General features: G+C 68.2%; 22 protein-coding genes and 1 pseudogene. 11 read left to right on the top strand and 12 right to left on the bottom strand.

The window, feature by feature from the left end:
• Positions 1-33: 33 nt before the first annotated feature.
• Complete coding sequence (locus F6W70_RS07590; protein ID WP_017830739.1) at positions 34-618, bottom strand: TetR/AcrR family transcriptional regulator; 585 nt, start codon at positions 616-618, stop codon at positions 34-36.
• Positions 619-717: 99 nt separating this feature from the next.
• Between F6W70_RS07590 and lipB the strand changes: the two genes are divergently transcribed.
• On the top strand, positions 718-1,371 hold the full coding sequence (gene lipB, locus F6W70_RS07585; RefSeq protein WP_127482411.1) for a lipoyl(octanoyl) transferase LipB: 654 nt from the start codon (positions 718-720) through the stop codon (positions 1,369-1,371).
• Positions 1,368-2,357, top strand: coding sequence for a lipoyl synthase (gene lipA, locus F6W70_RS07580; RefSeq protein ID WP_017830741.1), 990 nt, complete (start codon positions 1,368-1,370; stop codon positions 2,355-2,357). Before lipB ends, lipA begins: the two co-directional genes overlap by 4 nt.
• Positions 2,358-2,381: 24 nt before the next feature.
• Here the strand turns inward: lipA and F6W70_RS07575 are convergent, their stop codons facing one another.
• From F6W70_RS07575 to smc, 3 genes are read right to left on the bottom strand one after another with little or no spacing between them, the layout of a single operon-like run.
• Entirely contained in the window at positions 2,382-2,882 is a 501-nt protein-coding gene (locus F6W70_RS07575) for a DUF2004 domain-containing protein (RefSeq protein ID WP_151486303.1), read from the bottom strand.
• 44 nt (positions 2,883-2,926) lie between these two features.
• Entirely contained in the window at positions 2,927-3,799 is an 873-nt protein-coding gene (gene ftsY, locus F6W70_RS07570; protein ID WP_055868548.1) for a signal recognition particle-docking protein FtsY, read from the bottom strand.
• 55 nt (positions 3,800-3,854) lie between these two features.
• Positions 3,855-7,403 carry a chromosome segregation protein SMC gene (gene smc / locus F6W70_RS07565; protein ID WP_151486302.1) on the bottom strand — a complete coding sequence of 1,183 codons (3,549 nt, stop codon included), beginning with the start codon at positions 7,401-7,403 and terminating at the stop codon, positions 3,855-3,857.
• A gap of 528 nt (positions 7,404-7,931) precedes the next feature.
• Here smc and F6W70_RS07560 point away from each other — a divergent pair.
• The 6 genes from F6W70_RS07560 to F6W70_RS07535 all read left to right on the top strand — a co-directional run bounded on the left by F6W70_RS07560 (position 7,932) and on the right by F6W70_RS07535 (position 12,993).
• Positions 7,932-8,216: a hypothetical protein gene (locus F6W70_RS07560; protein WP_017830746.1), complete on the top strand. Its 285-nt coding sequence runs from the start codon at positions 7,932-7,934 to the stop codon at positions 8,214-8,216.
• Positions 8,217-8,370: 154 nt separating this feature from the next.
• Positions 8,371-9,450 (top strand): GNAT family N-acetyltransferase, encoded by a 1,080-nt coding sequence (locus F6W70_RS07555; RefSeq protein WP_055868554.1) that lies wholly within the window; start codon positions 8,371-8,373, stop codon positions 9,448-9,450.
• A 101-nt stretch (positions 9,451-9,551) separates the two neighbouring features.
• Positions 9,552-10,247 carry an ABC transporter ATP-binding protein gene (locus F6W70_RS07550; protein ID WP_151486301.1) on the top strand — a complete coding sequence of 232 codons (696 nt, stop codon included), beginning with the start codon at positions 9,552-9,554 and terminating at the stop codon, positions 10,245-10,247.
• On the top strand, positions 10,244-11,566 hold the full coding sequence (locus F6W70_RS07545) for an FtsX-like permease family protein (protein WP_151486300.1): 1,323 nt from the start codon (positions 10,244-10,246) through the stop codon (positions 11,564-11,566). The genes F6W70_RS07550 and F6W70_RS07545 overlap by 4 nt, the downstream gene beginning before the upstream one ends.
• Positions 11,567-11,611: 45 nt before the next feature.
• Complete coding sequence (locus F6W70_RS07540) at positions 11,612-12,136, top strand: ArsR/SmtB family transcription factor (RefSeq protein ID WP_318278830.1); 525 nt, start codon at positions 11,612-11,614, stop codon at positions 12,134-12,136.
• The gene (locus tag F6W70_RS07535) at positions 12,133-12,993 is read left to right on the top strand and encodes a M23 family metallopeptidase (protein WP_151486298.1); all 861 of its coding nucleotides are present in this window, start codon (positions 12,133-12,135) and stop codon (positions 12,991-12,993) included. Before F6W70_RS07540 ends, F6W70_RS07535 begins: the two co-directional genes overlap by 4 nt.
• A 22-nt stretch (positions 12,994-13,015) precedes the next feature.
• On the opposite strand, the pseudogene F6W70_RS07530 reads toward F6W70_RS07535, so the two are convergent.
• A pseudogene (locus F6W70_RS07530) lies at positions 13,016-13,156 on the bottom strand (zinc finger domain-containing protein); the annotation flags it as partial.
• Between the two features lie 141 nt (positions 13,157-13,297).
• Here F6W70_RS07530 and F6W70_RS07525 point away from each other — a divergent pair.
• Positions 13,298-13,684, top strand: a complete 387-nt coding sequence (locus F6W70_RS07525; RefSeq protein WP_055872619.1) for a hypothetical protein — start codon at positions 13,298-13,300, stop codon at positions 13,682-13,684.
• A gap of 14 nt (positions 13,685-13,698) precedes the next feature.
• Here the strand turns inward: F6W70_RS07525 and mutM are convergent, their stop codons facing one another.
• The 6 genes from mutM to F6W70_RS07495 all read right to left on the bottom strand — a co-directional run bounded on the left by mutM (position 13,699) and on the right by F6W70_RS07495 (position 18,792).
• A complete protein-coding gene (gene mutM / locus F6W70_RS07520) occupies positions 13,699-14,562 on the bottom strand; it encodes a bifunctional DNA-formamidopyrimidine glycosylase/DNA-(apurinic or apyrimidinic site) lyase (protein ID WP_151486297.1) in 864 nt (287 codons plus the stop codon).
• Positions 14,555-15,226: a ribonuclease III gene (gene rnc, locus F6W70_RS07515; protein ID WP_017830753.1), complete on the bottom strand. Its 672-nt coding sequence runs from the start codon at positions 15,224-15,226 to the stop codon at positions 14,555-14,557. The genes mutM and rnc overlap by 8 nt, the downstream gene beginning before the upstream one ends.
• A gap of 31 nt (positions 15,227-15,257) precedes the next feature.
• The gene (gene rpmF / locus F6W70_RS07510; RefSeq protein WP_017830754.1) at positions 15,258-15,467 is read right to left on the bottom strand and encodes a 50S ribosomal protein L32; all 210 of its coding nucleotides are present in this window, start codon (positions 15,465-15,467) and stop codon (positions 15,258-15,260) included.
• 2 nt (positions 15,468-15,469) lie between these two features.
• Positions 15,470-16,018 (bottom strand): YceD family protein, encoded by a 549-nt coding sequence (locus tag F6W70_RS07505; RefSeq protein WP_017830755.1) that lies wholly within the window; start codon positions 16,016-16,018, stop codon positions 15,470-15,472.
• Between the two features lie 71 nt (positions 16,019-16,089).
• Positions 16,090-16,587 carry a pantetheine-phosphate adenylyltransferase gene (coaD, locus tag F6W70_RS07500; protein ID WP_017830756.1) on the bottom strand — a complete coding sequence of 166 codons (498 nt, stop codon included), beginning with the start codon at positions 16,585-16,587 and terminating at the stop codon, positions 16,090-16,092.
• A 30-nt stretch (positions 16,588-16,617) separates the two neighbouring features.
• Positions 16,618-18,792: an ATP-dependent DNA helicase RecG gene (locus F6W70_RS07495; protein ID WP_151486296.1), complete on the bottom strand. Its 2,175-nt coding sequence runs from the start codon at positions 18,790-18,792 to the stop codon at positions 16,618-16,620.
• A 61-nt stretch (positions 18,793-18,853) separates the two neighbouring features.
• On the opposite strand from F6W70_RS07495, the gene rsmD reads away from it, so the two are divergent.
• The gene (rsmD, locus tag F6W70_RS07490) at positions 18,854-19,471 is read left to right on the top strand and encodes a 16S rRNA (guanine(966)-N(2))-methyltransferase RsmD (protein ID WP_055868568.1); all 618 of its coding nucleotides are present in this window, start codon (positions 18,854-18,856) and stop codon (positions 19,469-19,471) included.
• Here the strand turns inward: rsmD and thiL are convergent.
• A complete protein-coding gene (gene thiL, locus F6W70_RS07485; protein WP_055868570.1) occupies positions 19,441-20,436 on the bottom strand; it encodes a thiamine-phosphate kinase in 996 nt (331 codons plus the stop codon). The genes rsmD and thiL overlap by 31 nt on opposite strands.
• A gap of 23 nt (positions 20,437-20,459) precedes the next feature.
• Between thiL and F6W70_RS07480 the strand changes: the two genes are divergently transcribed.
• The gene (locus F6W70_RS07480; RefSeq protein ID WP_055868572.1) at positions 20,460-20,942 is read left to right on the top strand and encodes a DUF3515 domain-containing protein; all 483 of its coding nucleotides are present in this window, start codon (positions 20,460-20,462) and stop codon (positions 20,940-20,942) included.
• Positions 20,943-20,956: the final 14 nt, after the last annotated feature.

The raw sequence follows: 20,956 nt of genomic DNA, 5'->3' as shown, positions 1-20,956 counted from the left end.
GAGCGGAGGCCGGTTGCTCAGCGCCGTGCGGACTCAGGACCAGGGCAGGTCGTGGATCGTCCCCAGCGCTTCCCGGAGGACGGTCTCGGGAGTGCCGCGTCCGGCTCCCTGTTCCGCCCAGACCCGCAAGGATGACAGCACCGCCGCCGCGTGAGCGGCCCCCAGGATATCGGCGCGGATGACATCGACCCCGGCGGCGGACGCCGCACGCGACACCGCCGTGGACAGGCGGGCGAGGCGGAGTCCGGTGTCGCGGACGAGCTCGTCCTCCAACCCCATCGCCCGAGCGTTCCGAAGAGCGAGCGCGAGCGGATCAGGGGCGAAGTCGTGCACCACACGCAGCAGGATGTCGCGAACCTCGTCCCCGGTCGCTGCCCTGTCGAGCCGCTCGAGAGAAGCGATGGCCTGACCGATGCGCTCGTCGACACCCGACCACAGCACGTCGCTCTTCGACGCGAAGTAGTTGAAGAAGCTGGATCGGCTGACGCCGGCGCGCTGGGTGATGTCAGCGACTGACGTGGCGTCGTATCCGCGTTCGAGGAAGAGCTCGCACGCAGCTTCTGCGAGCGTCTCTCGCGAAGACGCCTTGGGGCGACCGGCCCTGCCAGGGGAACTCATGCCCTCACGCTACCGCGAGGACCACCACGACGACGCCGTCGGCAGTGCGGAGGGGTATTGTTGTTCCCAGTCCATTTACTCAAGGAAAGCGGTTCTGCGATGCTCGAGATCCTCACCCCTGGATTCGCTCCGACGCCCGTACCGTACCTGGACGGATGGGATCTTCAGCGCCGTATCCACGCCGATGTCGTCGGACGTACACGTCCGGACACACTGATCCTCCTCGAGCATGAGGCGGTGTACACCGCGGGAAAGCGGACGGAACCGCAGGAGCGCCCACAGGACGGGACTCCCGTGATCGACGTGGACCGCGGCGGCAAGATCACCTGGCACGGCCCCGGGCAACTCGTGGGATATCCGATCGTCCGCCTCGTCGAGCCCATCGATGTCGTCGCCCATGTGCGTCGGCTCGAGCGCGTGCTCATCGATGTGCTGCGCCCGTTCGGCGTCGACGGCTATCAGGTGGACGGCAGAAGCGGCGTCTGGGTGCGCCGACCGCTCTCCGAAGACAAGGTCGCAGCGATCGGGGTGCGCGTGCAACAGGGAGTGACGATGCACGGCTTCGCCATCAACTGCGACAACTCGCTGACCGGGTTTCGCGGGATCATCCCGTGCGGGATCACCGACGCCGGGGTCACGACGGTGAGCGAGGTGGCCGGCTCCGCCGTCTCCCCGCTCGACCTCGTCGACGCCGTCACCCGCGCCTTCCTGGCCGAGTACGCGACCACTGAGCTGACAGGAGCCACCGCATGACCGCCGCACCCGAGGGGCGCAAGCTCCTGCGCCTGGAGATCCGCAACGCCGAGACGCCGATCGAGCGCAAACCGGAGTGGATCAAGACCAAGGCGAAGATGGGCCCCGAGTACACGGCCCTGCACTCCCTCGTGAAGAGCGAGGATCTGCACACGGTGTGCCAGGAGGCCGGCTGCCCGAACATCTACGAATGCTGGGAGGACCGGGAGGCGACCTTCCTCATCGGCGGTTCTCAGTGCACGCGCCGGTGCGACTTCTGCCAGATCGACACCGGGAAGCCCGCCGACTACGACACCGATGAGCCGCGTCGTGTCGCCGAGAGCGTGGTCCGCATGAACCTGCGCTACGCGACCGTGACGAGCGTGGCGCGCGACGACCTGCCAGACACCGGAGCATGGCTCAACGCCGAGACGGTGCGCAAGATCCACGAGCTCAATCCGAACACCGGGGTCGAGCTGCTCGCGAACGAGCACAACGCCGATCCGGCATTCCTCGGCCAGATCTTCGACGCCCGCCCCGAGGTGTTCGCACACAACGTCGAGACCGTGCCCCGTATCTTCAAGCGCATCCGTCCCGCCTTCCGCTACGAGCGGTCGCTGAACGTGCTCACCCAGGCGCGAGACGCGGGGCTGATCACCAAGTCGAACCTCATCCTCGGGATGGGTGAGGAGCCGGAAGAGGTCGTCCAGGCGCTGAACGACCTGCACGACGCCGGATGCGACATCATCACGATCACGCAGTATCTGCGTCCCTCACCTCGTCATCTCCCGGTCTCGCGATGGGTGAAGCCCGCGGAGTTCGTCGAGTTCAAGGAGGAGGCGGAGCGTATCGGCTTCCTCGGCGTCCTCGCGGGCCCCCTGGTGCGGTCCTCGTATCGGGCCGGGCGGCTGTGGGCGCAGTCGATGGTGTCGAAGGGTCGCGAGATCCCCGCTCATCTGTCGCACATCGCGGAGAGCGCAGACCTCGGCTTCGCCCAGGCCGTCTGACCCGGACGCGCTCCGGGGTGTTGCTCAGTCCGCGCTCATGACGGACTGCACGCTGCCGTCCGAGCCGAGGTTCACCAGCAGCACGTCGTCCGTCGAGCTGTCGTCGAGGGCGTACTCGAGCACCGCGAAGGGCTCGGATCCTCCGTGCTCATCAGCGAGGATGGTCATGCTCATCAGGCGCAGCGAACGGATGATGTCGACCGCCGCATCGCCGGACACGTCGACGAGGACGTCGGGAAGGTCATCGCCGTACGTCTCCTGCTGCTGGAGGATGTACTCGGTCACCTCACTGGTGCGGTCGTCGACTTCGGCGAGCATGCCCCGCCGGGCGGTGTCGTCGACGCTCTCCAAGCCCGCGATGAGCGACGCGGCGATGTCGAGCGCATCGGAGGACACGTCGTCCTGATCCGGCGCGGTCAGATCGACGGTGACGCTCTGGTCGCCGAGCTCCACGGTCTCCGACCAGAAGATCGAGCCGTCGGGACCCGAGGACAGGAGTCCGAAGTAGTCGTGTTCGATCGCCATAACGCTATGAAACCAGCCTCGTGCTCACTGCGGTAGTCCCGTCATCAACCGACCAATGACTGGACGAACACATGGGGGGTGAAACCGGTCAGATCGTCGATACCCTCGCCCTGGCCGAGCAGCTTGACCGGGATCCCGGTGCGCTCCTGCACGGCCAGCACGAAGCCGCCCTTGGCAGAGCCGTCGAGCTTGGTGAGGACGAGTCCGGTGACGCCGGCGTGCTCGAGGAAAGCCTCGGCCTGCATCACGCCGTTCTGGCCCGTGGTGGCATCGAGCACGAGGAGCACCTCACTGATCGGGGCCTGCTTCTCGATCACGCGCCGGACCTTCGAGAGCTCATCCATGAGGCCGCCCTTGGTGTGCAGACGCCCCGCCGTGTCGATGATGGCGATCTCGATGCCTTCACGCTTGGCGTACTCGACCGTCTGGAAGGCGACGGATGCCGGGTCCTGGCCCTCCTGCTGCGGACGCACGATCGCGGCCCCGCCGCGCTGCGCCCACGTCGCGAGCTGCTCGACCGCTGCCGCGCGGAAGGTGTCGGCCGCGCCCACGACCACGCTGCGCTGATAGCCGCGGAGGAACTTCGTGAACTTGCCGATCGTCGTCGTCTTGCCCACGCCGTTGACACCGACGACGAGCACGACAGCGGGACGCTCCGTGAGCTTCAGCGTCGTGTCGAACTTGGCGAAGTGCTCCTCGAGGGTCTCCCGCAGCATGCGCTGAAGGTCCTTGGGGTCGGTAGTGCGGTACCGTTCGACCTTCGCGCGCAGCTCGTCGACGACGCGCTCGCTGATGTCAGGTCCGAAGTCGGCTGTGATGAGAGCCGTTTCGAGGTCCTCCCAGGTCGTCTCATCGATGGTGGGCTTGACGAACATGCCGCGCAGTGCGCGACCAAGAGACCAGGACTTCTCCGCCATCACTCCAGCCTACGGGTTGCGCGGGTGGATGCTCCGCGCGAGGCGGTTCGATCCGCTAAACGGCCGCCGCCGCTCGATCTCCGACACGCTGCCCCACGACCGCCGAGACGCCGTCCTGGCGCATCGAGACGCCGTAGAGCGCATCGGCGATCTCCATGGTGCGCTTCTGATGCGTGATGACCAGCAGCTGCGAGCTCTCCCTCAGCTGCTCGAAGACGGTGAGCAGCCGGCCGAGGTTCGCATCGTCCAGAGCGGCCTCGACCTCGTCCAGGATGTAGAACGGGCTCGGCCGCGCCTTGAAGATCGCGACCAGCAGCGCCACGGCCGCCAACGACCGCTCCCCGCCGGAGAGGAGGGAGAGGCGCTCGATCTTCTTCCCGACCGGCCGGACGGACACCTCGATGCCCGTCGTCAGCATGTTGTCGGGGTCCGTCAGCGAGATGCTCCCTGTCCCACCGGGGAACAGCAGAGGGAAGACCTGACCGAACGCCTCCTTCGTGTCTTCGAAGGCACTGGCGAAGATCGTCTGCATCCGCTCATCGAGATCGGTGATGATCGTCAGGAGGTCTTGGCGCGTCTGGGTGAGGTCGGCCAGCTGCTCGGTGAGGAAGGCGTGCCGCTGCTCGAGAGCGGCGAACTCCTCGAGTGCCAGCGGGTTCACGCGACCGAGCTGGGCGAGTTTGCGCTCCGCTTCGGCGAGACGACGCTGCTGGATGCGACGGTCGAAGGGTATGGCGGTGTCATCCGTGTGCTCATCGCCGTCGTGCGGCGCCACGCCCGGATCGCGCGGGACCAGCTGGTCAGGACCATATTCCGCAACGAGAATATCTTCGTCGAGAGCCAGCTCGGAAGCGACGCGCTCGAGAAGGCTGTTCAGGTGGAGCTTCTTCTCGTGGATCTGCAGCTCGAGTCCGTGCACGCTCTCGGTGAGCCCGGCGAGCCGCTCCCGAAGAGAGCTCTCCTGCGCGCGCAGGGCGACGAGTTCCTGATTCTGCGCCGATCGCGCAGCTTCAGCCTCGCGCAGAGCGAGGCGCGCCTCCGTGACCGAGCGATCCAGTGAGTCGAGGATGCGAGGCAGTTCTTCGGCCACACCCGACGCCGCCTCTCGCTGAGCACGGCGGATGACCGCTCGGCGAGCAGCCTCGGCCGCGGCATCCCTCTCGTGCTCGCGCTGCCGCTCCAGGGTCGTGACCCTGGACTGCGCCGCACGCACGCGCTCACGCAGGGTCTCGATCTCGAGCCGTGCCCGTACCTCACCCTCTCGTGCGAGTTCCAGAGCTTCGAGCAGCCCATCTCGCGCGGAGGCATCGAGCACGGGACGCGGCGCGGAGATCGCGTCGTCCAGCGCCGCCTTCGCCGACTCGGCCTTGGCCTCGGCCTCGGCGACGGCGGACTGCGCCTGAGCGAGCCCCGTCTCGAGGCGCTCGCACTCGGCGACAGCGGATTCGTGGCGCACCGTGACGCGGTTGACCTGCTCGGCGTGGGTGGCGAGAGCCGCATCGTGCTCCCGAAGTGCCCGCAACGCGTCCTTGGCCTGACGTCTGGTCGTCTCGACCGCCTCGTTCGCCTCCTCGCGCGCTTCGCGGAGCGAGTCGACGACGATCTGGATCTCGGCGAGCCGCTCGGTCGCGGCGTCCCTCTCGGCAGCGAGCTCCAAGCGGGAGCGCTCTCCCCCGGAACCCGTGCGCAAGGTCTGGGCCGTGACGACCTCACCCGCGACCGTGACGATGGTCGTGAAGGTGTCGCCCGTCGCATCGAGAGCCGCTCGTGCCGCGCGCGCCGAGTCCAGATCGTCGGCGATCAGCACATGGGACAACACGCCGAGCACGCCGTCGGGAGCCGTGACCGTGTCGACGGCGGGCGTGACCCCTGCGACGACGGGGAGTACCGGGTCGGGTCTGAACGCGTCAGCGATGACGAAGTCGACCACGCCCCTCCGCTGCTCCGCTGCATCCATCGCCAGTGCGAAAGCGTCGGCAGCCGTGTCGATGAGCACGCCCTCCGCGAGCGGACCGAGGACCGCGGCGATAGCGGCCTCGAAACCGGCGCGCACCTGCACGGCATCGCCGACGAGGCCGCGCACGCCCTTGCCACCCGCTCTGACGATCTCGGCAGCGCCACCCGACAATGCGAGCGCGCTGCTCAGAGCCGATGCCTTCGCCGTCAGAGAGTCGACTTCGCGCTCGGCGGCGTGCAGGCGCTCCCGAAGGGCCTCGCGCTCGGACTCCGCAGCCGTGGCGGCGCGCTGTGCGCTCTCGTAGGCGGCCGCGTGTTCGGCCGCCGTTCCTTCGGGCGCCTCCGCGTCGTCGATGGACTCGAGGGCCTGCGCGGCCTCGCGTCGGCGCACATTCGCCGCCTCGAGGGCGTTCTCCTGACGGAGCACCGCTCCCCGGACAGCAGCGAGGGCGGATGCGGCGGCATCCGCAGTTCCGCGCAGAGCCGACACCCGCATGTCGTATGCGGAGACGAGGGCGCTCTGCTCGGCGATGTCGACGTCGAGCGTGTCGAGTTCGGCACGCGCGTGCACCACTTCGCGGCTGGCCGCTGCCGCCGCATCCTGGGCATCTCCGAGACCGGCCGAGATCAGATCGATCTCCTCCTTGGCTTCGTCGATCGTGGCCTGCGTGACCGTGACCGCGGTGACTGCGGCGTCGTCGTCTTCGGTGCCGAGGAGGGCGAGCCGCTGATTCGCGAGCGTGAAGAGGCCACGCATGCGCTCCTGCACCTGCTCGAGGCCGAACGCCACGCTGCGTGCCTCGTCGACGGCGACGGAATTCTGATCCTGCTCCAGTCGCGCGATGCTCGCGCGCACGGTCTCGGCCTGGTCCGAGAGCACCAGCCGCTCGGTGTGGCGCTCGTGCTCCGTGCGCGTGTGATCCGCGAGGGCGGCGCGCAGGGCGACGACGTCATCGGCGAAGATACGAGCCTTGGCATCGCGCACGACCGCAGCGATCGTCTGCGCCTCCCGGGCGATCTCGGCCTGGCGTCCCAACGGCTTGAGCTGCCTGCGGATCTCGCCGGCGAGGTCGCTCAGGCGGGTGAGGTTGGTCTCCATCGCATCGAGCTTGCGGAGGGTCTTCTCCTTGCGTCGGCGGTGCTTCAGGATTCCCGCCGCTTCCTCGATGAACCCGCGGCGATCCTCCGGAGACGCCTGGAGCACCGTGTCGAGACGGCCCTGGCCGACGATCACGTGCATCTCGCGGCCCAGGCCGGAGTCGCTCAGAAGCTCCTGCACATCGAGGAGACGGCATCCCTCGCCGTTGATCGCGTACTCACTGGAACCGTTGCGGAAGAGCGTGCGGCTGATCGTCACCTCGGCGTACTCGATCGGCAACGCACCGTCGGCGTTGTCGATCGTCAGCTGCACCTCGGCGCGACCGAGCGGACCGCGCGTCGACGTTCCGGCGAAGATGACGTCTTCCATCTTGCCGCCACGCAGCGTCTTCGCACCCTGCTCGCCCATCACCCAGGCCAGGGCGTCGACGACATTCGACTTGCCCGAGCCGTTCGGACCGACGATGCAGGTGACACCGGGCTCGAAGACGAAACTCGTCGGCTGCGCGAACGACTTGAACCCCTTGAGAGTCAGGCTCTTCAGATGCATGCGGGCACCGCTCGTCCGGGGAGAATCACGCGGCTACGCTACCGGAATCACGCGGTTTCAGCCTTATCCCGCGCGGGCGGCGAGAGAACTCGAGCACCAGACGACACGCCGAGCGGGACCACATGTGCTTGACGCCCGCCCGGTGGATTCGCTACGGTTGCGTCCGGATCGCCACACGAAAGGAGGTTACCGATGATTACGACTCAGCTCAACGCACAGGCCACTGGCCTCGCCGCGCCCGCGCACTTCGCGCCGCGCCACGCGTTCTCGGTAACCGCCGGCGTCCGCATCAGCGCTCTCTCGTAGAACCGCACCCCGAGATTCCGTGCCCGTAGTGGGCTCTATCCGGTCGGCTCTTCCGCGCCCCGTCTGCTGACCTGCATCCCAGGTCACGGCTCATCCCCGCGTGCGGGGTCACTTTTGCGTGACCCCGTCGCCCCGCGTTCTTCCGCATCGCTCCTGGCCGCTTCCTCGGTCGACGTGCGGTGCTTCCGCATCCATCACCGCCTTTCTCTCGAAGGAACCATCGTGAACACCACGTTGCATCGCAGCGACATCCACCCGCCCGATATCGAGGACCGCGAGGTCCTCCAGATCCCCCGCCCCGACGAGCTGCGTCGCCTGTCGCTCGCAGATCGTCTCTCCCTCCGGATCGGCCTCTGGCTCTTCCAGAGGGCGCAGCGCCCCCGGCGTCCGCGCCGCGGCCTGCACATCGATCCGGCAGACATGCTTCTGCTCGGTGAGCAGCGTCATCGCTCCGCCGCGGAATCCCAGGCACTGCTGATGTTCGACCTGCAGCGCGGAATGCGCTGATGATCGGGCGTCGGTGATGCTCGTCTCTCCTCCGATGGTTCCCCACCCCCGCCTGCTCCGTGCGGGTGGCGGCGGGGAACCATCGCCGGCCCTCTCCCCTGCTCCGCCCGTCGCGGAGCTCACCCGCTGGAAACACCTACGAAGGAAACATCACATGACGACCGTCGAACCGACGATCACGCCGCTGATCGTGCCGGTCTCCCTGGACGCCGATGACGCGGCCGACTTCCGCGCCTGCGCCGCACTCAACCGCCAGATCTGCGATGAACTGGTCGGCCTCCCCGATCTCGCCTCCACAGCCGAGCAGATGCTGCCCGGATGGCAGGACCAGACAGACGCACTCCACCGGGGGTTCGTCGCCCGCATCGACGGGCAGATCGTCGGCATGATCACGATCTACATCGCCCTCGAAGATGAGGCTCACGCGATCGAGTTCGACCTGCTGGTGCCGCGCGAACACTGGGGGCAGGGCATCGAGGACGCCCTGCTCGCGCAGGCAGAAGCCGAGGCGCGGGTACATGATCGAAACGTCCTGCAGACCTGGACGCTGCATCGTCCGGAGGGCGCTGAGCGCATGCTCGTGCCGCGCACGAAGTGGGGACGGATCCCGGCGACTCCGCTCTCCGACCTCGTCGAGAGCGACGGCTATGTGCTCGAGCAGGTCGAGCGCAACAGCGAGTACGACCTCCACGCGGACCCCGCTCCCCTGCGCGCAGCGCTGACGGACGCGACCGCGTTCGCCGGCCCTGACTACCGCGTCCTCGAATGGGATATGCCGACTCCGCCCGAACTCCGGGACGGCTTCGCGGACGTCCTCGCCCGGCTGTCGACGGATGCGCCGAGCGGCGACATGGACTTCGCCGAGGAGAGCTGGGACGCCGATCGCGTCGCCCGCCGGGAGGCGAGGATCCTGAGCTCCGGTCAAGCCGTCTCCGTGGTCGCGGTACAGCACGTTCCGACGGGAGAGCTCGTCGCCTACAACGAGCTGGTCATCGCCGCCGACCGCACCGGTGTCACGGAACAGTACGGCACCCTGGTGCGCAAGGACCACCGCGGGCATCGTCTGGGGACGATAGTGAAGTGCGCGAACCTGCTTCGCTGGCGCGAGCTGATGCCGCACTCCACCGTCGTCTCGACCTTCAATGCGGAGGAGAACAGGCCGATGCTGAGCATCAACGAGGCGATCGGCTTCGTGCCCGTCTCGTACGCCGGGGCTTGGCAGAAGATGATCTGACGAGCGCGCGGACCCGATCTCATTCTTCGGGATGACGTCGGGTCCGCACCGTCATCCGCCGGAGCGATGACGGCACCGCGGCGGGTGGCGAGGCTGGAAGCATGAACACTCCCGTGATCGAAGCCCACGCCCTCATCAAGACCTTCGGGACCACGCGCGCTCTCGCCGGCGTCGATCTGGCGATCCATCGAGGCGAATCCGTGGCGATCATGGGCGCCTCCGGCTCCGGCAAGACGACGCTCCTGCACGTGCTGGCCGGAATCACGGCGCCCGATGCCGGCAGCGTCGTCTTCCGCCCCGCCGAGGGCGCCCCCGTCGAGGTGACCGCGCTCAGCGAGTCCGCGCGCTCGCGTCTGCGTCGCGAGAGGTTCGGGTTCGTCTTCCAACAGGGTCTTCTCATCCCCGAGCTGACGGCAGTGGAGAACGTCGCGCTGGCGTCCATGATCAACGGCGTCCGCCGCCAGGACGCCGTGCAGCACGCGGCGTCGTGGCTCGCGGCTCTCGGGCTCGCCGGGATGGAGGATCGTCGCATCGGCGAGCTCTCCGGCGGACAGGCCCAGCGCGTCGCCATCGCCCGCGCTCAGGCTACCGGCGCAGAGCTCGTCTTCGCCGACGAGCCCACGGGCGCCCTCGATTCGACGACGTCCTCCGAGGTCATGGACGCCCTCCTGTGGTCGACGACCGGGCAGGGACGCACACTCGTCGTGGTCACGCACGATCCCGACGTCGCCGCCCGCTGCACACGCACGGTCGCCGTGCGCGACGGACGCATCATCTCGTCGGCGGTGGCCGCATGAACCGCAACGTCCTCGCCCTCCTGCTGCGGCCTGCTCCCGGCCAGAACACCGTCCTCGCACTGCCGGTGGTCGCCTTCGCCGTGGTGACGATGCTGGTCCTCACGGTCATCGGAGGTGCGCAGTCCTTCTGGGGATGGACGGATGAGATCGCTCCTCTCTACCAGGCACTCGCGGCCATCGCGCTGGTCCTGCTGGTGGTGCCGCTGATGTCCCTCGGTGGCGCAGCGGCGCGGCTCTCCGCACGTCGGCGAGACGAGCGGCTCTCCACCCTCCGCCTGCTCGGAGTGTCACCGGCCGGAGTCACGGTCGCCACCGTCGCGGAGTCGGTGCTCGTGGCTGCGGTCGGCGCTCTCGCCGGTGTCATCGGGCATGTCGCGATCAGCCCTCTCATCGGGCTGATCCTGTTCCGGGGCGAAGCACTCGGGTTCGCAGCCGTGGTCCTTCCGCCGCTGCAGACCGTGATCGTCGTCGCGGCCGTGCTCGCACTCGCAGCCACCAGTGCCGTCATCGGCCTTCGCCGCGTCGTCATCTCGCCCCTGGGCGTGCGCACGCGCACGGATGTGCCACCGGTGCACTGGATTCGCGCCGTGATCGCCGCCGGTGCGATCGCAATCGCCTTCGTGCTGATCAAGGTGTTCCCCTCGGTCGGCGGCCTGTTGATGACGATCGTCATCCTCGCCGGGCTGTTCGCAGCTGCGTTGGCGGTGCTGAATCTGGTCGGCCCGTGGGTGCTCAAAGTCTCAGCGGGACGCCAGCTGCGCCGCGCCGAACGTCCCGAGCGACTGCTCGCCGCGCGGATCGTGCTGGATTCTCCGAAGGCGGCCTGGCGTCAGGTCGGAGGCATCGCGATGGCGAGCTTCATGGCCGTGTTCGCCGGCACGGGAGTCGCCCTGCTGAACATGATGAGCACCGCCGACGCCGCCGCGTCCGACATCGCCCTCGCCGACGACATCCGCACCGGGCTCATCATCACACTCATCGGCTCGTTCCTGATGGTCGCGGCGTCGGTCGGGGTCAATCAGGCGTCCGATGTGCTCGACCAGCGCGACCTGCACCGCAGCCTGCACCACCTGGGCATGCCGATCGAGACCGTGGATCGGGCGCGTCGTCGCGCGATCATGTCGCCTCTGCTGGTCACGGCGATCGGGTCGGCGCTGGTCGCAGCCGTCCTGGTCTTCCCGCTCGTCGGGATCGCGCTCATCACGGCCCCACTCTCGCTGATGACCATCGCCGCCGTCGTGTCGGTCGGGATCGGCGTGGTCTGGGCCACCACGTGGGCCACGCGCCCACTGCTGCAGCGTTCCTTCCAGACCGTGTGAGAGCGACTCATGGTCGAATAATACGTAATGACGTATTATTCGACCATGAGTGATGAGATCTCCCACCTCCGCGAAGCACTGCTTGCTCTGACCGAGCGGGTGGCAGTGCTGGAGCAGACGCGCCACGTCTCACACAGCGCACCCTTCGACGAGGGCGGTTTCTGGGCGTTGAACGGCTTGCAGGCGCGCCTCCCCGATGACGCCTCGACGACAGAGGGAGCGGTGATGCTCGTCGGCGCGCTGACGTTGCCGACGGGAGCACCGGTGTCCTGGCAGCAGACCGTGGGAACCGCAGGACAGCTGGAGGCCACGTGGTCGGAACGCGCATCCGTCTTCGCGGCGCTCGGACACCCTGTGCGCCTCGAGCTCCTTCGTCATATCGTCTCGGGAACCCACGCCACGTCGGAGCTCGCCGCCGTCGACGGCCTCGGGACGACCGGACAGCTACATCATCATCTGCGCCAGCTCGTGTCGGCCGGATGGGTGCGCCAGAGTGGGCGCGGCAGCTATGAGGTGCCGGCCGCACGCATCGTACCGCTGCTCGTCTGCGTGCTGGGAGCAGAACGATGAGGCGCATTCTGCTCGCCCTCTACCGTGTACGCGGGCCTCTCTACGGCGTCACCGCTCTCATCCTCGTCGCCATCGCCTTCACCAGTGGGATCAGCCTGGGCGATGGCGCTCGTCAGGCGAGGAGCATCGTCGCCGTCATCTCGGTCGGTGTGCTGGCGGTCTGCGTGCTTCTGGTCCTCATCGGGCCACGCCTGATTCCGACCAGAGACGCCGTGGCGATCTCGGCTCCGGTGTCCGGGCGGTGGCTGAGCGTGAACAGTCCTGCGACCAAGGTTCCCAGCCACGGCATCCGTCTGTACGGACAGGCGTACGCCATCGATCTCGTGCACGAACCCGACGACACCGCCCGCCCGTCGTTCGGCAGCGGGTCCGCCATGCGGCCGGCGCGGGAGTACCCCGCCTTCGGCGAGCCGGTGTTCGCCATGATCGACGGCGTCGTCGTGCGCGCCACCGACTGGCGGCGCGACCATCGAGCCCGATCGAGCGGGTTGGCGATCGCCTACATGCTGATCGAGGGAGCGGTGCGCGAGCTCGGCGGACCCGGATTCATCTTGGGCAACCACGTGACGATCCGCGGGGCGAACGGCGACTTCGCGACCGTGGCTCACCTGGAGCAGGGGTCCGTCGCCGTGAAGGTCGGTGAGACGGTACGCGCCGGGACCCGGATCGCACGTTGTGGGAACTCCGGAAACAGCAGTGAACCGCATGTCCACGCGCAGCTCATGGATAGAGCATCGCCGTGGACGGCTCAAGGCCTACCGATACTGTTCGCCGACGTCGTCCTCGACGAGGGCGGTCCTCTCGCGGCTCTCCCCGGAACGGGGCAGCACATGATCGCCGCGGTCCCGCGCGGGTAGCCGCTCTACGTGCGTAGCCGCTCTACGTGCGCAGCCGCTGGCACCGCGGGCAGAAGCGCGAACCCCGGTTCATGAAGCTCTCGCGCACGATCGAGGTGCCGCATCGAGAGCACGGCTTGCCCTGCTGCCCGTAGGCGTTGAGCGAGTGCGCGAAGTAGCCCGACTGGCACAGTTAGTCACGTTGACCTGGCGAGCTTGTCCTCATGGGTCCGAGCCACCGGAGAAGCGCGAACATCGCAGGGCCCCTTACACGGAGGATGTTGATCCTCAAACCAGGCGAGGCGACGACCTCTAGACTGAGCCGATGGCCGACCTCCAGTTCGAAGCTTTGGGGCCCACGTTCTACCGTTGCACGATAGAAATCGCTGACAGCACATATTCATCCGGCGTCATCTTCGACTGCCCGCTTGACGACGAGAAAACGAAGAGAGCGCTGCAGGCTGTAGGCGCAGCCTTTGCGTTCGTGCAGCAGAAAGAGCCGTCGCTACTGCATGCCGAAGTCGCGGCCGAACTGCCCTGCGAGGCAGACCGGAACATGTTCGCCAGGTGTGAGCTCAGCTCGCTCAGCGCCGTTTGGGATTCAGAGGCGAATGCTCCCAGCGTTTCCCTCGCCTATGGTTTCGACGACGGAGTGTACGCGGTCGCAACGATGAAAGACAGCACAATCGCATCGGTACTGCTCAACGGCTGAGCCTCAGTACCTCCTCACGGCCGTCGCTGGCACCGCGGACAGAAGTGCGACCCGCGATTCATAAAACTCTCGCGGACGATCGGCGCTCCGCAGCGCGGGCACGGCTCGCCTTGACGTCCGTACGCATTGAGCGAATGCGCGAAGTAGCCGGCCTGACCGTTGACGTTGACGTACTGCGCATCGAAGCTGGTCCCGCCCTCGGCGAGGGCCTTCGCGAGCACGAGGCGCACCTCGGCGAGCAGCCGGCGAACGGCCTGTGTCGACAGGCTGGCGGCGGGTGTCTCCGGGTGGATGCGCGCAGCCCACAGCGACTCGTCGGCGTAGATGTTGCCGATCCCGCTCACGACCCCCTGGTCGAGCAGCACGCGCTTGATCGCGCTCCCCCGTGTGGCCAGAGCCGCGCGGAAAGCTGGATCATCGAAACGAGGATCCAGCGGGTCACGGGCGATATGCGCGACCTGGGTGGGGATCCGCGATCCTGCGTCGTCGATCAGTGCGTCCACCGCCAGCGAGCCGAAGGTCCGCTGGTCGGCGAACACGATCGCGAGTTCGCCGTGGGTCGGATGCTCGATGCCGATGCGCACGCGCTCATGGCGTTCGGCGCCCGCATCGGGAGCACGAAGCAGCATCTGGCCGCTCATCCCGAGGTGCGCGATCAGCGCGGAGTCGCCGTCGTCGAGCGGGAGCCAGAGGAACTTGCCCCGGCGGGACGCTGCGGTGAAGGTGCGTCCTTCGAGCAGACCGACGAAATCAGCGGCACCCGCGACGTGCCGCGTGAGCGCGCGTTCATCGAACACGCTCACCGCGGTGATCAGGGATCCGACGGCAGCCGGGGCGAGGCCCGCACGGACGACCTCGACCTCAGGAAGCTCAGGCACGCTCGCTGAGGGTGCGCCAGGCGCTGAGGGCCGCAGCCATCTCGGCCGTCTTCTTGCTGCTGCCCGCGCCGGTCATGCTCACATCGCCCACGATGACGGTGGCGACGAACCGCCGGTCGTGATCAGGCCCACTCGCTTCCACCGAGTAGCGGGGAGGCGTCGCACCGACACGGGCGGCGAGCTCCTGCAGACTGGTCTTCGGATCCATCGCGGCGCCATAGCGCTCCGGATCGGCCAGCAGCGGCTTCGTCAGACGCAGCACGAGTTCTGTGGCGGCTTCGGGCCCGGCCGAGAGGTAGGTGGCCCCGATGACGGCTTCCATCGTGTCGGCGAGGATCGAGTCCTTGTCGCGACCGCCCGTCTGCTCCTCACCGCGCCCGAGCAGAAGATGACTGCCGAGATCGATCCCGCGGGCGACTTCGGCGAGGGCGACGGTCGACACGACGCTCGCGCGTCGCTTGGCCAGCTCGCCCTCATCGAGATCAGGGTGCGTGGTGAACAGCATGACGGTGACGGCCTGACCGAGCACCGAGTCCCCGAGGAACTCGAGACGCTCGTTGTGCGGGATGGCGCCGTGCTCGTACGCGTACGAGCGATGGGTGAGGGCCAACTCCAGAAGCTCCGCGTCGATATCGACGCGGAGCTTATCTGGGAGAGGCCTCATCCCCCCGGGGACCTCCGTCACCGTACGCGATTCAGACGTCGGCGACCTTGCGGCCCTTGTACTCCAGGAAGAGCTCCGTGCCCTGCGAGTCGGTGACGACCTTCGCCTGGTGGGGACGGCTGTAGACGACCTGGCCGTTCTCGATCGTCTTGACGAGCGCGACGGGCGCCGCCTTCCACTGCGCGCGGCGCGAGCGGGTGTTCGAACGGGATACCTTGCGCTTCGGGGGGTTACCAGCCATGACTAGCTCTCTTCTTTCTCGGCGGCACGAGATTCTTCCGTGCCGTCTTGGTCTGTGATGTTCTGGAGCGCACTCCACCGAGGATCGATGGGAGCGGCCTGCTCCGTTCCGGTGCTCACGGTCAGTCGTTCACCCGTTTTCGGGTCGAGACCCGGGCAATCCGGCTGACACACCGGCTGAAAAGGAAGTGCCAGTACGGCCGCATCCCTGACGAGAGTTTCAAGATCCACGTGGTCGTCTTGAACCTCGAAGTCAGTTTCTTCCTCACCAGGATACGCGAAAAGCTCCTGGAACTCGACTTCGACGGGCCGAGTGATGTCGATCAGGCATCTTCCGCACACGCCGGCGTATTCCGCATCAGCGGTTCCCGACACGAGGATGCCCTCGTGGACAGACTCCAAGCGCACATCGAGATCGAGTTCGGACCCGGCCTCGTACGACACGATCCCCTCACCCCACGCCTCGGAGAGAGCGACGGTGAACTCGTGTTCGCGCATCTCTCCCGGTCGCCGGACGATGTCGCGGGCAGGGAGCACAAAAGGGCCGTTCATTCGAGAGCGCACGCTTCCATGCTACCGGCCAGGGCTCACGGTCGCTCTGACCGCGCGTTCAGGGAAGGGCGTCAGAGCCCGCGGGACCCGGTGTCCAGGAACGCCGCGACCGCCGAGGGGACGAAGGGCGTCACATCGCCGCCGAGAGATGCGACCTGGCGCACGAGGGAGCTGGAGACCATGGCGTGCGAGGGGTCGGGCAGGAGGAACACGGTCTCGATGCCGGCGAGGTGTCGGTTCACGATCGCCATCGGAGACTCGTACGCGACGTCGATCTGGGAGCGGATGCCCTTCACCAGCACACCGGCGTTCACATCGCGGGCGTAATCGACCAGGAGACCCATGCTCCACGAACCGATGACGATGTTGCCCTGCATGCCGTCGTCGGCGATCGACTTCTCCAGCAGGGAGAGCCGCTGCGCGATCGGCAGCATGGCCTCTTTGCCCGGGTTGTGCACGACCAGCACGTGCAGCTCGTCATAGAGAGCGGCCGCGCGCCTGATCACATCGAGGTGACCCAGCGTAGGCGGATCGAAGGAACCCGGGACGACGGCGATCCGGCTGCTCATGGTTCCAGCCTAGGGCACGTCGGTTACGCGTCAGTTCTTCGCCAGCGCCGCGCGATCCTCATCGCTCACACGTCGTGCAATCGCCTCGCGAAGGCCCGGGTGATCGGCCAGGTCGGGGTCGGCGGAGAGGATACCCTCGGCCAGCTCACGCGCCCGGGCGATGAGGCCGGCATCTTTGACGACGCGGAGGAGCTTGAGGGAGGAGCGGACGCCCGCCTGCGCCGCCCCGAGCACATCACCCTCACCGCGCAGCTCCAGATCGACCTCGGCGAGGGCGAAGCCGTCGAGAGTCGCGGCGACGGCATCGACGCGGTCCCGCGCGAGCGACCCCGCCTCGGCCTCGGTCACGAGGAGGCAGAGCCCGGGGACGCCGCCTCGACCGACTCGCCCGCGCAACTGGTGCAGCTGCGAGACGCCGAACCGGTCGGCATCGAGGACGATCATCGTCGACGCATTGGGCACGTCGACGCCGACCTCGATCACCGTGGTGGCGAGGAGGAGGTCGATGTCGCCGCGGGCGAAAGACTGCATCACGGCGTCTTTCTCATCCGACGGCATACGACCGTGCAGCACGGCGCGCCGCAGCCCGCCGAGCGTCGGGTGGGTCGCGAGAGCCTCGTCGAGCTGGACGACGCCCCAGCGGGGCCCGGAGGCGCCCTCGGGCGCGAGCGCGGGCTGCTCCCCTGCTTCGGCCGTCTTCTTGGTCGTGTCGATCGCCGCGCACACCGCGAAGACCTGCCGCCCCTGGGCGATCTCCTCCGCGGCCCGCTCCCAGACGCGATTGAACCACCCGGGGTGCTCCGCGAGCGGAGCCACGAAGGACTCGATGCCGGCGCGGCCCGCCGGCATAGTGCGGATGACAGAGGTGTCGAGGTCGCCGAAGACCGTCATCGCGACCGTCCGCGGGATCGGCGTCGCCGTCAGCACGAGGGCGTGAGGACTCGAGCCCTTCGCCCGCAGAGCCTCGCGCTGCTCGACACCGAAGCGGTGCTGCTCGTCGACCACGACCAGACCGAGGTCGGCGAACGTCGTCTTCTCCCCCAGCAGGGCATGGGTCCCGACCACGATCAGCGCCTGCCCGGACGCGACCCGCAGGGCGGCCTTGCGGCGCTCGGCCGCGGGCATCTGACCAGTCAGCAGCGTCGGCATCAGCAACGGCGCGAGATCGGGACCGAGCATCTTGGCGATCGAGCGCAGATGCTGACCGGCCAAGACCTCCGTGGGGGCGATCAGCGCGGCCTGGCCGCCGCTCTCGGCCACCTGCAGCATCGCTCGCAGGGCCACCAGCGTCTTACCGGATCCGACTTCACCCTGAACAAGACGGTTCATCGGCCAGGCACCGATGAGGTCAGCGGCGATCTGCCGTCCCACCGTCTCCTGATCGGGAGTGAGCGTGTACGGGAGGCTCGCGTCGAAGCGTTCCAGCAGTCCGCCCGCGCTCGCAGGCCGCGACGTGGCGGAGAGCGCACGAATCGCGTCCCGCTGCTGGAGGAGCGCCGTCTGCAGGGTGAGCGCCTCATGCATGCGCAGGGTGCGCACGGCCGGGTCGATGTCGTTCCGGGTGCGGGGGCGGTGCACCAGTTCGAGAGCCTCGCGAGCGGTGAGCAGCTCTTCGCGTTCTCGGATCTCCGCGGTCAACGGGTCGGGGGCTTCCGAGAGGTCGTCGAGCACGCGACCGATGAGTCTGGCTATCTGCCAGGTCTGGATCGTCGAAGTCGCGGGATAGATCGGGATCGGCACGGCTGCGCGCGCGTCGGCACTGCGTCGAGCGGAATCCTCGTCGTCGAACAGCTCGTACTCCGGGTGCGCGAACTGCGTCACCCCGTTGAACTCCCCGACCTTGCCGGAGAACACACCGCGTCGTCCGACGGCGAGGTCTTTCGACCGCCACTCGGCTGCACCGGCGTTCTTGGCGAAGAAGGTCAGCGACATGCGTCCGATCCCGTCGCCGATCACGACATCGACCATGGCACCGGGGCGGTTGCGCATGCGACGGAAGCTCGAGGAGAGCACCTCGGCGACGATGGTCACCGTCTCTCCGAGGGGCAGGTCGCGGATCGGCGTGAGCTCGCCCGGGTCGGCGTAGCGGCGCGGATAGTGCGCGAGCAGGTCTCCGACGCTCTGCATGCCGAAGGCACGACCGAGCGTCTTGGCAGACGCCGCACCGAGCGCATCCTCCAGCGAGGAATCGAGCGTGAGCGACATGCTCCGAGTCTAGGGAACACGACGGACACAGCCGGCACGCAGGCTGTCGTATCGTGAACGGGTGACGAGGATCATCGCAGGCAGCGCCCGAGGCGCCCGACTCGAGGTGCCGGGCTCGGGCACACGCCCCACGAGTGATCGGGTGCGCGAGTCGCTGTTCGGCGCGCTGGAATCCCTGAGCGCGATCGAGGGCGCGAGAGTGCTCGACCTCTACGCCGGATCAGGCGCCCTCGGGCTCGAGGCGCTCAGCCGCGGAGCGGCGAGTGCCGAGTTCGTGGAACGCGCACGCCAGGCCGCGGCCATCGTCCGACGCAACGCCGCCGTCGTCGCCAAGGCGGGCGGTCTGCCGCCCGGTCGCGTCCACGAGAGCACCGCGCACGCGTTCCTGCAGCGCGCGACGGGACCTTTCGACCTCGTCTTCACCGATCCGCCCTACGATCTCGACGACACCGCCATGACCGCGGATCTCGTCGCGCTCGCTCCGCTGCTGTCGGCGGACGCCGTGGTGGTCGTCGAGCGGGCCCGCCGTTCCACGCCGCCCGACTTCGGAGCAGCGAATCTGGAGCAGTTCCGCGAGAAGAGCTACGGCGACACCACAGTGTGGTGGGCTGAACCTGCCCCGGAGGCGAAGGACTCCGAGCGGCTCGATCAGCCAGCGACCGAGTCCCAGTCCCGGTAGGGGTCCCACCCGGAGAGGTCGACAGGAAGGTCGTCGCAGAGCAGGTCTTCTTCTCCGCGAGCCCGAACCGAACCGATGACGCGGAATCCCGGCGGCAGCGTTCCCTCGGGGAACGTCGCGAGCAGCGCATGGTCCTCTCCCCCCGCCAGCGCGCGTTCCGGGTCGCCTCCGAGAAGAGAGCGGTCGAGGGCGATCGTGACGCCCGAAGCCGCGGCCATCCGTCGTGCGTCGAGAGCGAGCCCGTCGGAGACGTCCATCATCGCCGTGGCGCCCGCCGTGGCCGCGACCGCACCGAGGCCGATCGGCGGTGCGGGTCGAAGCTGTGCCGCCAGCGCCGCGCTCTCGCCCGAAGCGAGCTTCGCCGGATCCACCGGCACGGGGACATCTCCGTCTCGGAACCGCCCGAACAGCACCGCGAGACCGCGAGCGGCATGCCCGAGCTCCCCGGCCACCGCGACGACATCACCAGCTCGCGCACCGCTCCGCGTCACCGCGACACGCCCCTCCAGGTCGCCGAGCGCGGTCACGGCGACCGTCAGCACGTCGGACACCGTCAGATCGCCGCCGACCACAGCGCATCCGGGCGCGAGAGATGCACAGGCGTCGCGGAAGCCGTCGGCGAGGCGCTCGACGAACGACAGACGCAGCTCCCGCGGGACGGCCAGAGCGACGAGCAGCGCGGTCGGGCGGGCACCCATCGCCGCCACATCGGCGAGGTTCACCGCCGCAGCCTTCCAGCCGAGGTCGTACCCACTCGACCATGCGAGACGGAAGTCGGGACCGTGCACGAGCGTGTCTGTCGTCGCCACCACCGAGCCGGAGGGCGTGGCGATGACGGCCGCATCATCGCCCGGACCGATCAGCGTGTGCGACGCCGCGGGGGTCCGGGTCAGGATCGCCTGGAGAATACGCCCCTCGGACACATCTCCCAGGCGCGGATCGTCGGTATCGGGTCGGGAGGGCATGCTGTCAAAGGTAGCCTGGAAGCATGCCCCGTTCCCGTCGCCTCGCTGTCCTCGCAGGCGCGGTGTCCCTGGCCGCGATGCTCGCCGGCTGCTCGACCACCGTGCACCTCGAACCCGCCGCCGATGCGAACAACCCCGCATGCGCGAACGTCTCCGTGCTCCTGCCGGAGACCGTCGGCGGATTCGATCGGGTCTGGACCGACGCGCAGGCGACAGGTGCCTGGGGCGACCCCACCGTCGTGCTGCGCTGCGGTGTCGAGCCCCCCGCACCGTCTGCACTCGTGTGCACCACCCTCGGCGGCGTCGACTGGTTGGTCCTCGAGCAGGAAGAGGAGCGTCAGAGGCTGGTCACGTTCGGACGCGACCCCGCGGTCGAGGTGACCATCCGCCGCGGCGAGCAGATCGACTTCCAGGCGATCGTCGACAAGATCTCCGCGAGCATCCAGTCCGGGCTCCAGCCCGCGACCGGACAGTGCACGGACCGCGTCGAGTTCCCCGCGAGCTGATCGCCGCGGGGAAC

This window comes from Microbacterium maritypicum (assembly GCF_008868125.1).
Lineage (GTDB): Bacteria > Actinomycetota > Actinomycetes > Actinomycetales > Microbacteriaceae > Microbacterium > Microbacterium maritypicum.
This window is presented reverse-complemented; position numbering and strand designations above follow the sequence as displayed.

Excerpts from the sequence above, each read along its gene's own strand:
- F6W70_RS07590 (WP_017830739.1), bottom strand. The coding sequence starts at position 618 with ATGAGTTCCCCTGGCAGGGCCGGTCGCCCCAAGGCGTCTTCGCGAGAG.
- lipB (WP_127482411.1), top strand. The coding sequence starts at position 718 with ATGCTCGAGATCCTCACCCCTGGATTCGCTCCGACGCCCGTACCGTAC.
- lipA (WP_017830741.1), top strand. The coding sequence starts at position 1,368 with ATGACCGCCGCACCCGAGGGGCGCAAGCTCCTGCGCCTGGAGATCCGC.
- F6W70_RS07575 (WP_151486303.1), bottom strand. The coding sequence starts at position 2,882 with ATGGCGATCGAACACGACTACTTCGGACTCCTGTCCTCGGGTCCCGAC.
- ftsY (WP_055868548.1), bottom strand. The coding sequence starts at position 3,799 with ATGGCGGAGAAGTCCTGGTCTCTTGGTCGCGCACTGCGCGGCATGTTC.
- smc (WP_151486302.1), bottom strand. The coding sequence starts at position 7,403 with ATGCATCTGAAGAGCCTGACTCTCAAGGGGTTCAAGTCGTTCGCGCAG.
- F6W70_RS07555 (WP_055868554.1), top strand. The coding sequence starts at position 8,371 with ATGACGACCGTCGAACCGACGATCACGCCGCTGATCGTGCCGGTCTCC.
- F6W70_RS07550 (WP_151486301.1), top strand. The coding sequence starts at position 9,552 with ATGAACACTCCCGTGATCGAAGCCCACGCCCTCATCAAGACCTTCGGG.
- F6W70_RS07545 (WP_151486300.1), top strand. The coding sequence starts at position 10,244 with ATGAACCGCAACGTCCTCGCCCTCCTGCTGCGGCCTGCTCCCGGCCAG.
- F6W70_RS07540 (WP_318278830.1), top strand. The coding sequence starts at position 11,612 with ATGAGTGATGAGATCTCCCACCTCCGCGAAGCACTGCTTGCTCTGACC.
- F6W70_RS07535 (WP_151486298.1), top strand. The coding sequence starts at position 12,133 with ATGAGGCGCATTCTGCTCGCCCTCTACCGTGTACGCGGGCCTCTCTAC.
- F6W70_RS07525 (WP_055872619.1), top strand. The coding sequence starts at position 13,298 with ATGGCCGACCTCCAGTTCGAAGCTTTGGGGCCCACGTTCTACCGTTGC.
- rnc (WP_017830753.1), bottom strand. The coding sequence starts at position 15,226 with ATGAGGCCTCTCCCAGATAAGCTCCGCGTCGATATCGACGCGGAGCTT.
- rpmF (WP_017830754.1), bottom strand. The coding sequence starts at position 15,467 with ATGGCTGGTAACCCCCCGAAGCGCAAGGTATCCCGTTCGAACACCCGC.
- F6W70_RS07505 (WP_017830755.1), bottom strand. The coding sequence starts at position 16,018 with ATGAACGGCCCTTTTGTGCTCCCTGCCCGCGACATCGTCCGGCGACCG.
- coaD (WP_017830756.1), bottom strand. The coding sequence starts at position 16,587 with ATGAGCAGCCGGATCGCCGTCGTCCCGGGTTCCTTCGATCCGCCTACG.
- F6W70_RS07495 (WP_151486296.1), bottom strand. The coding sequence starts at position 18,792 with ATGTCGCTCACGCTCGATTCCTCGCTGGAGGATGCGCTCGGTGCGGCG.
- thiL (WP_055868570.1), bottom strand. The coding sequence starts at position 20,436 with ATGCCCTCCCGACCCGATACCGACGATCCGCGCCTGGGAGATGTGTCC.
- F6W70_RS07480 (WP_055868572.1), top strand. The coding sequence starts at position 20,460 with ATGCCCCGTTCCCGTCGCCTCGCTGTCCTCGCAGGCGCGGTGTCCCTG.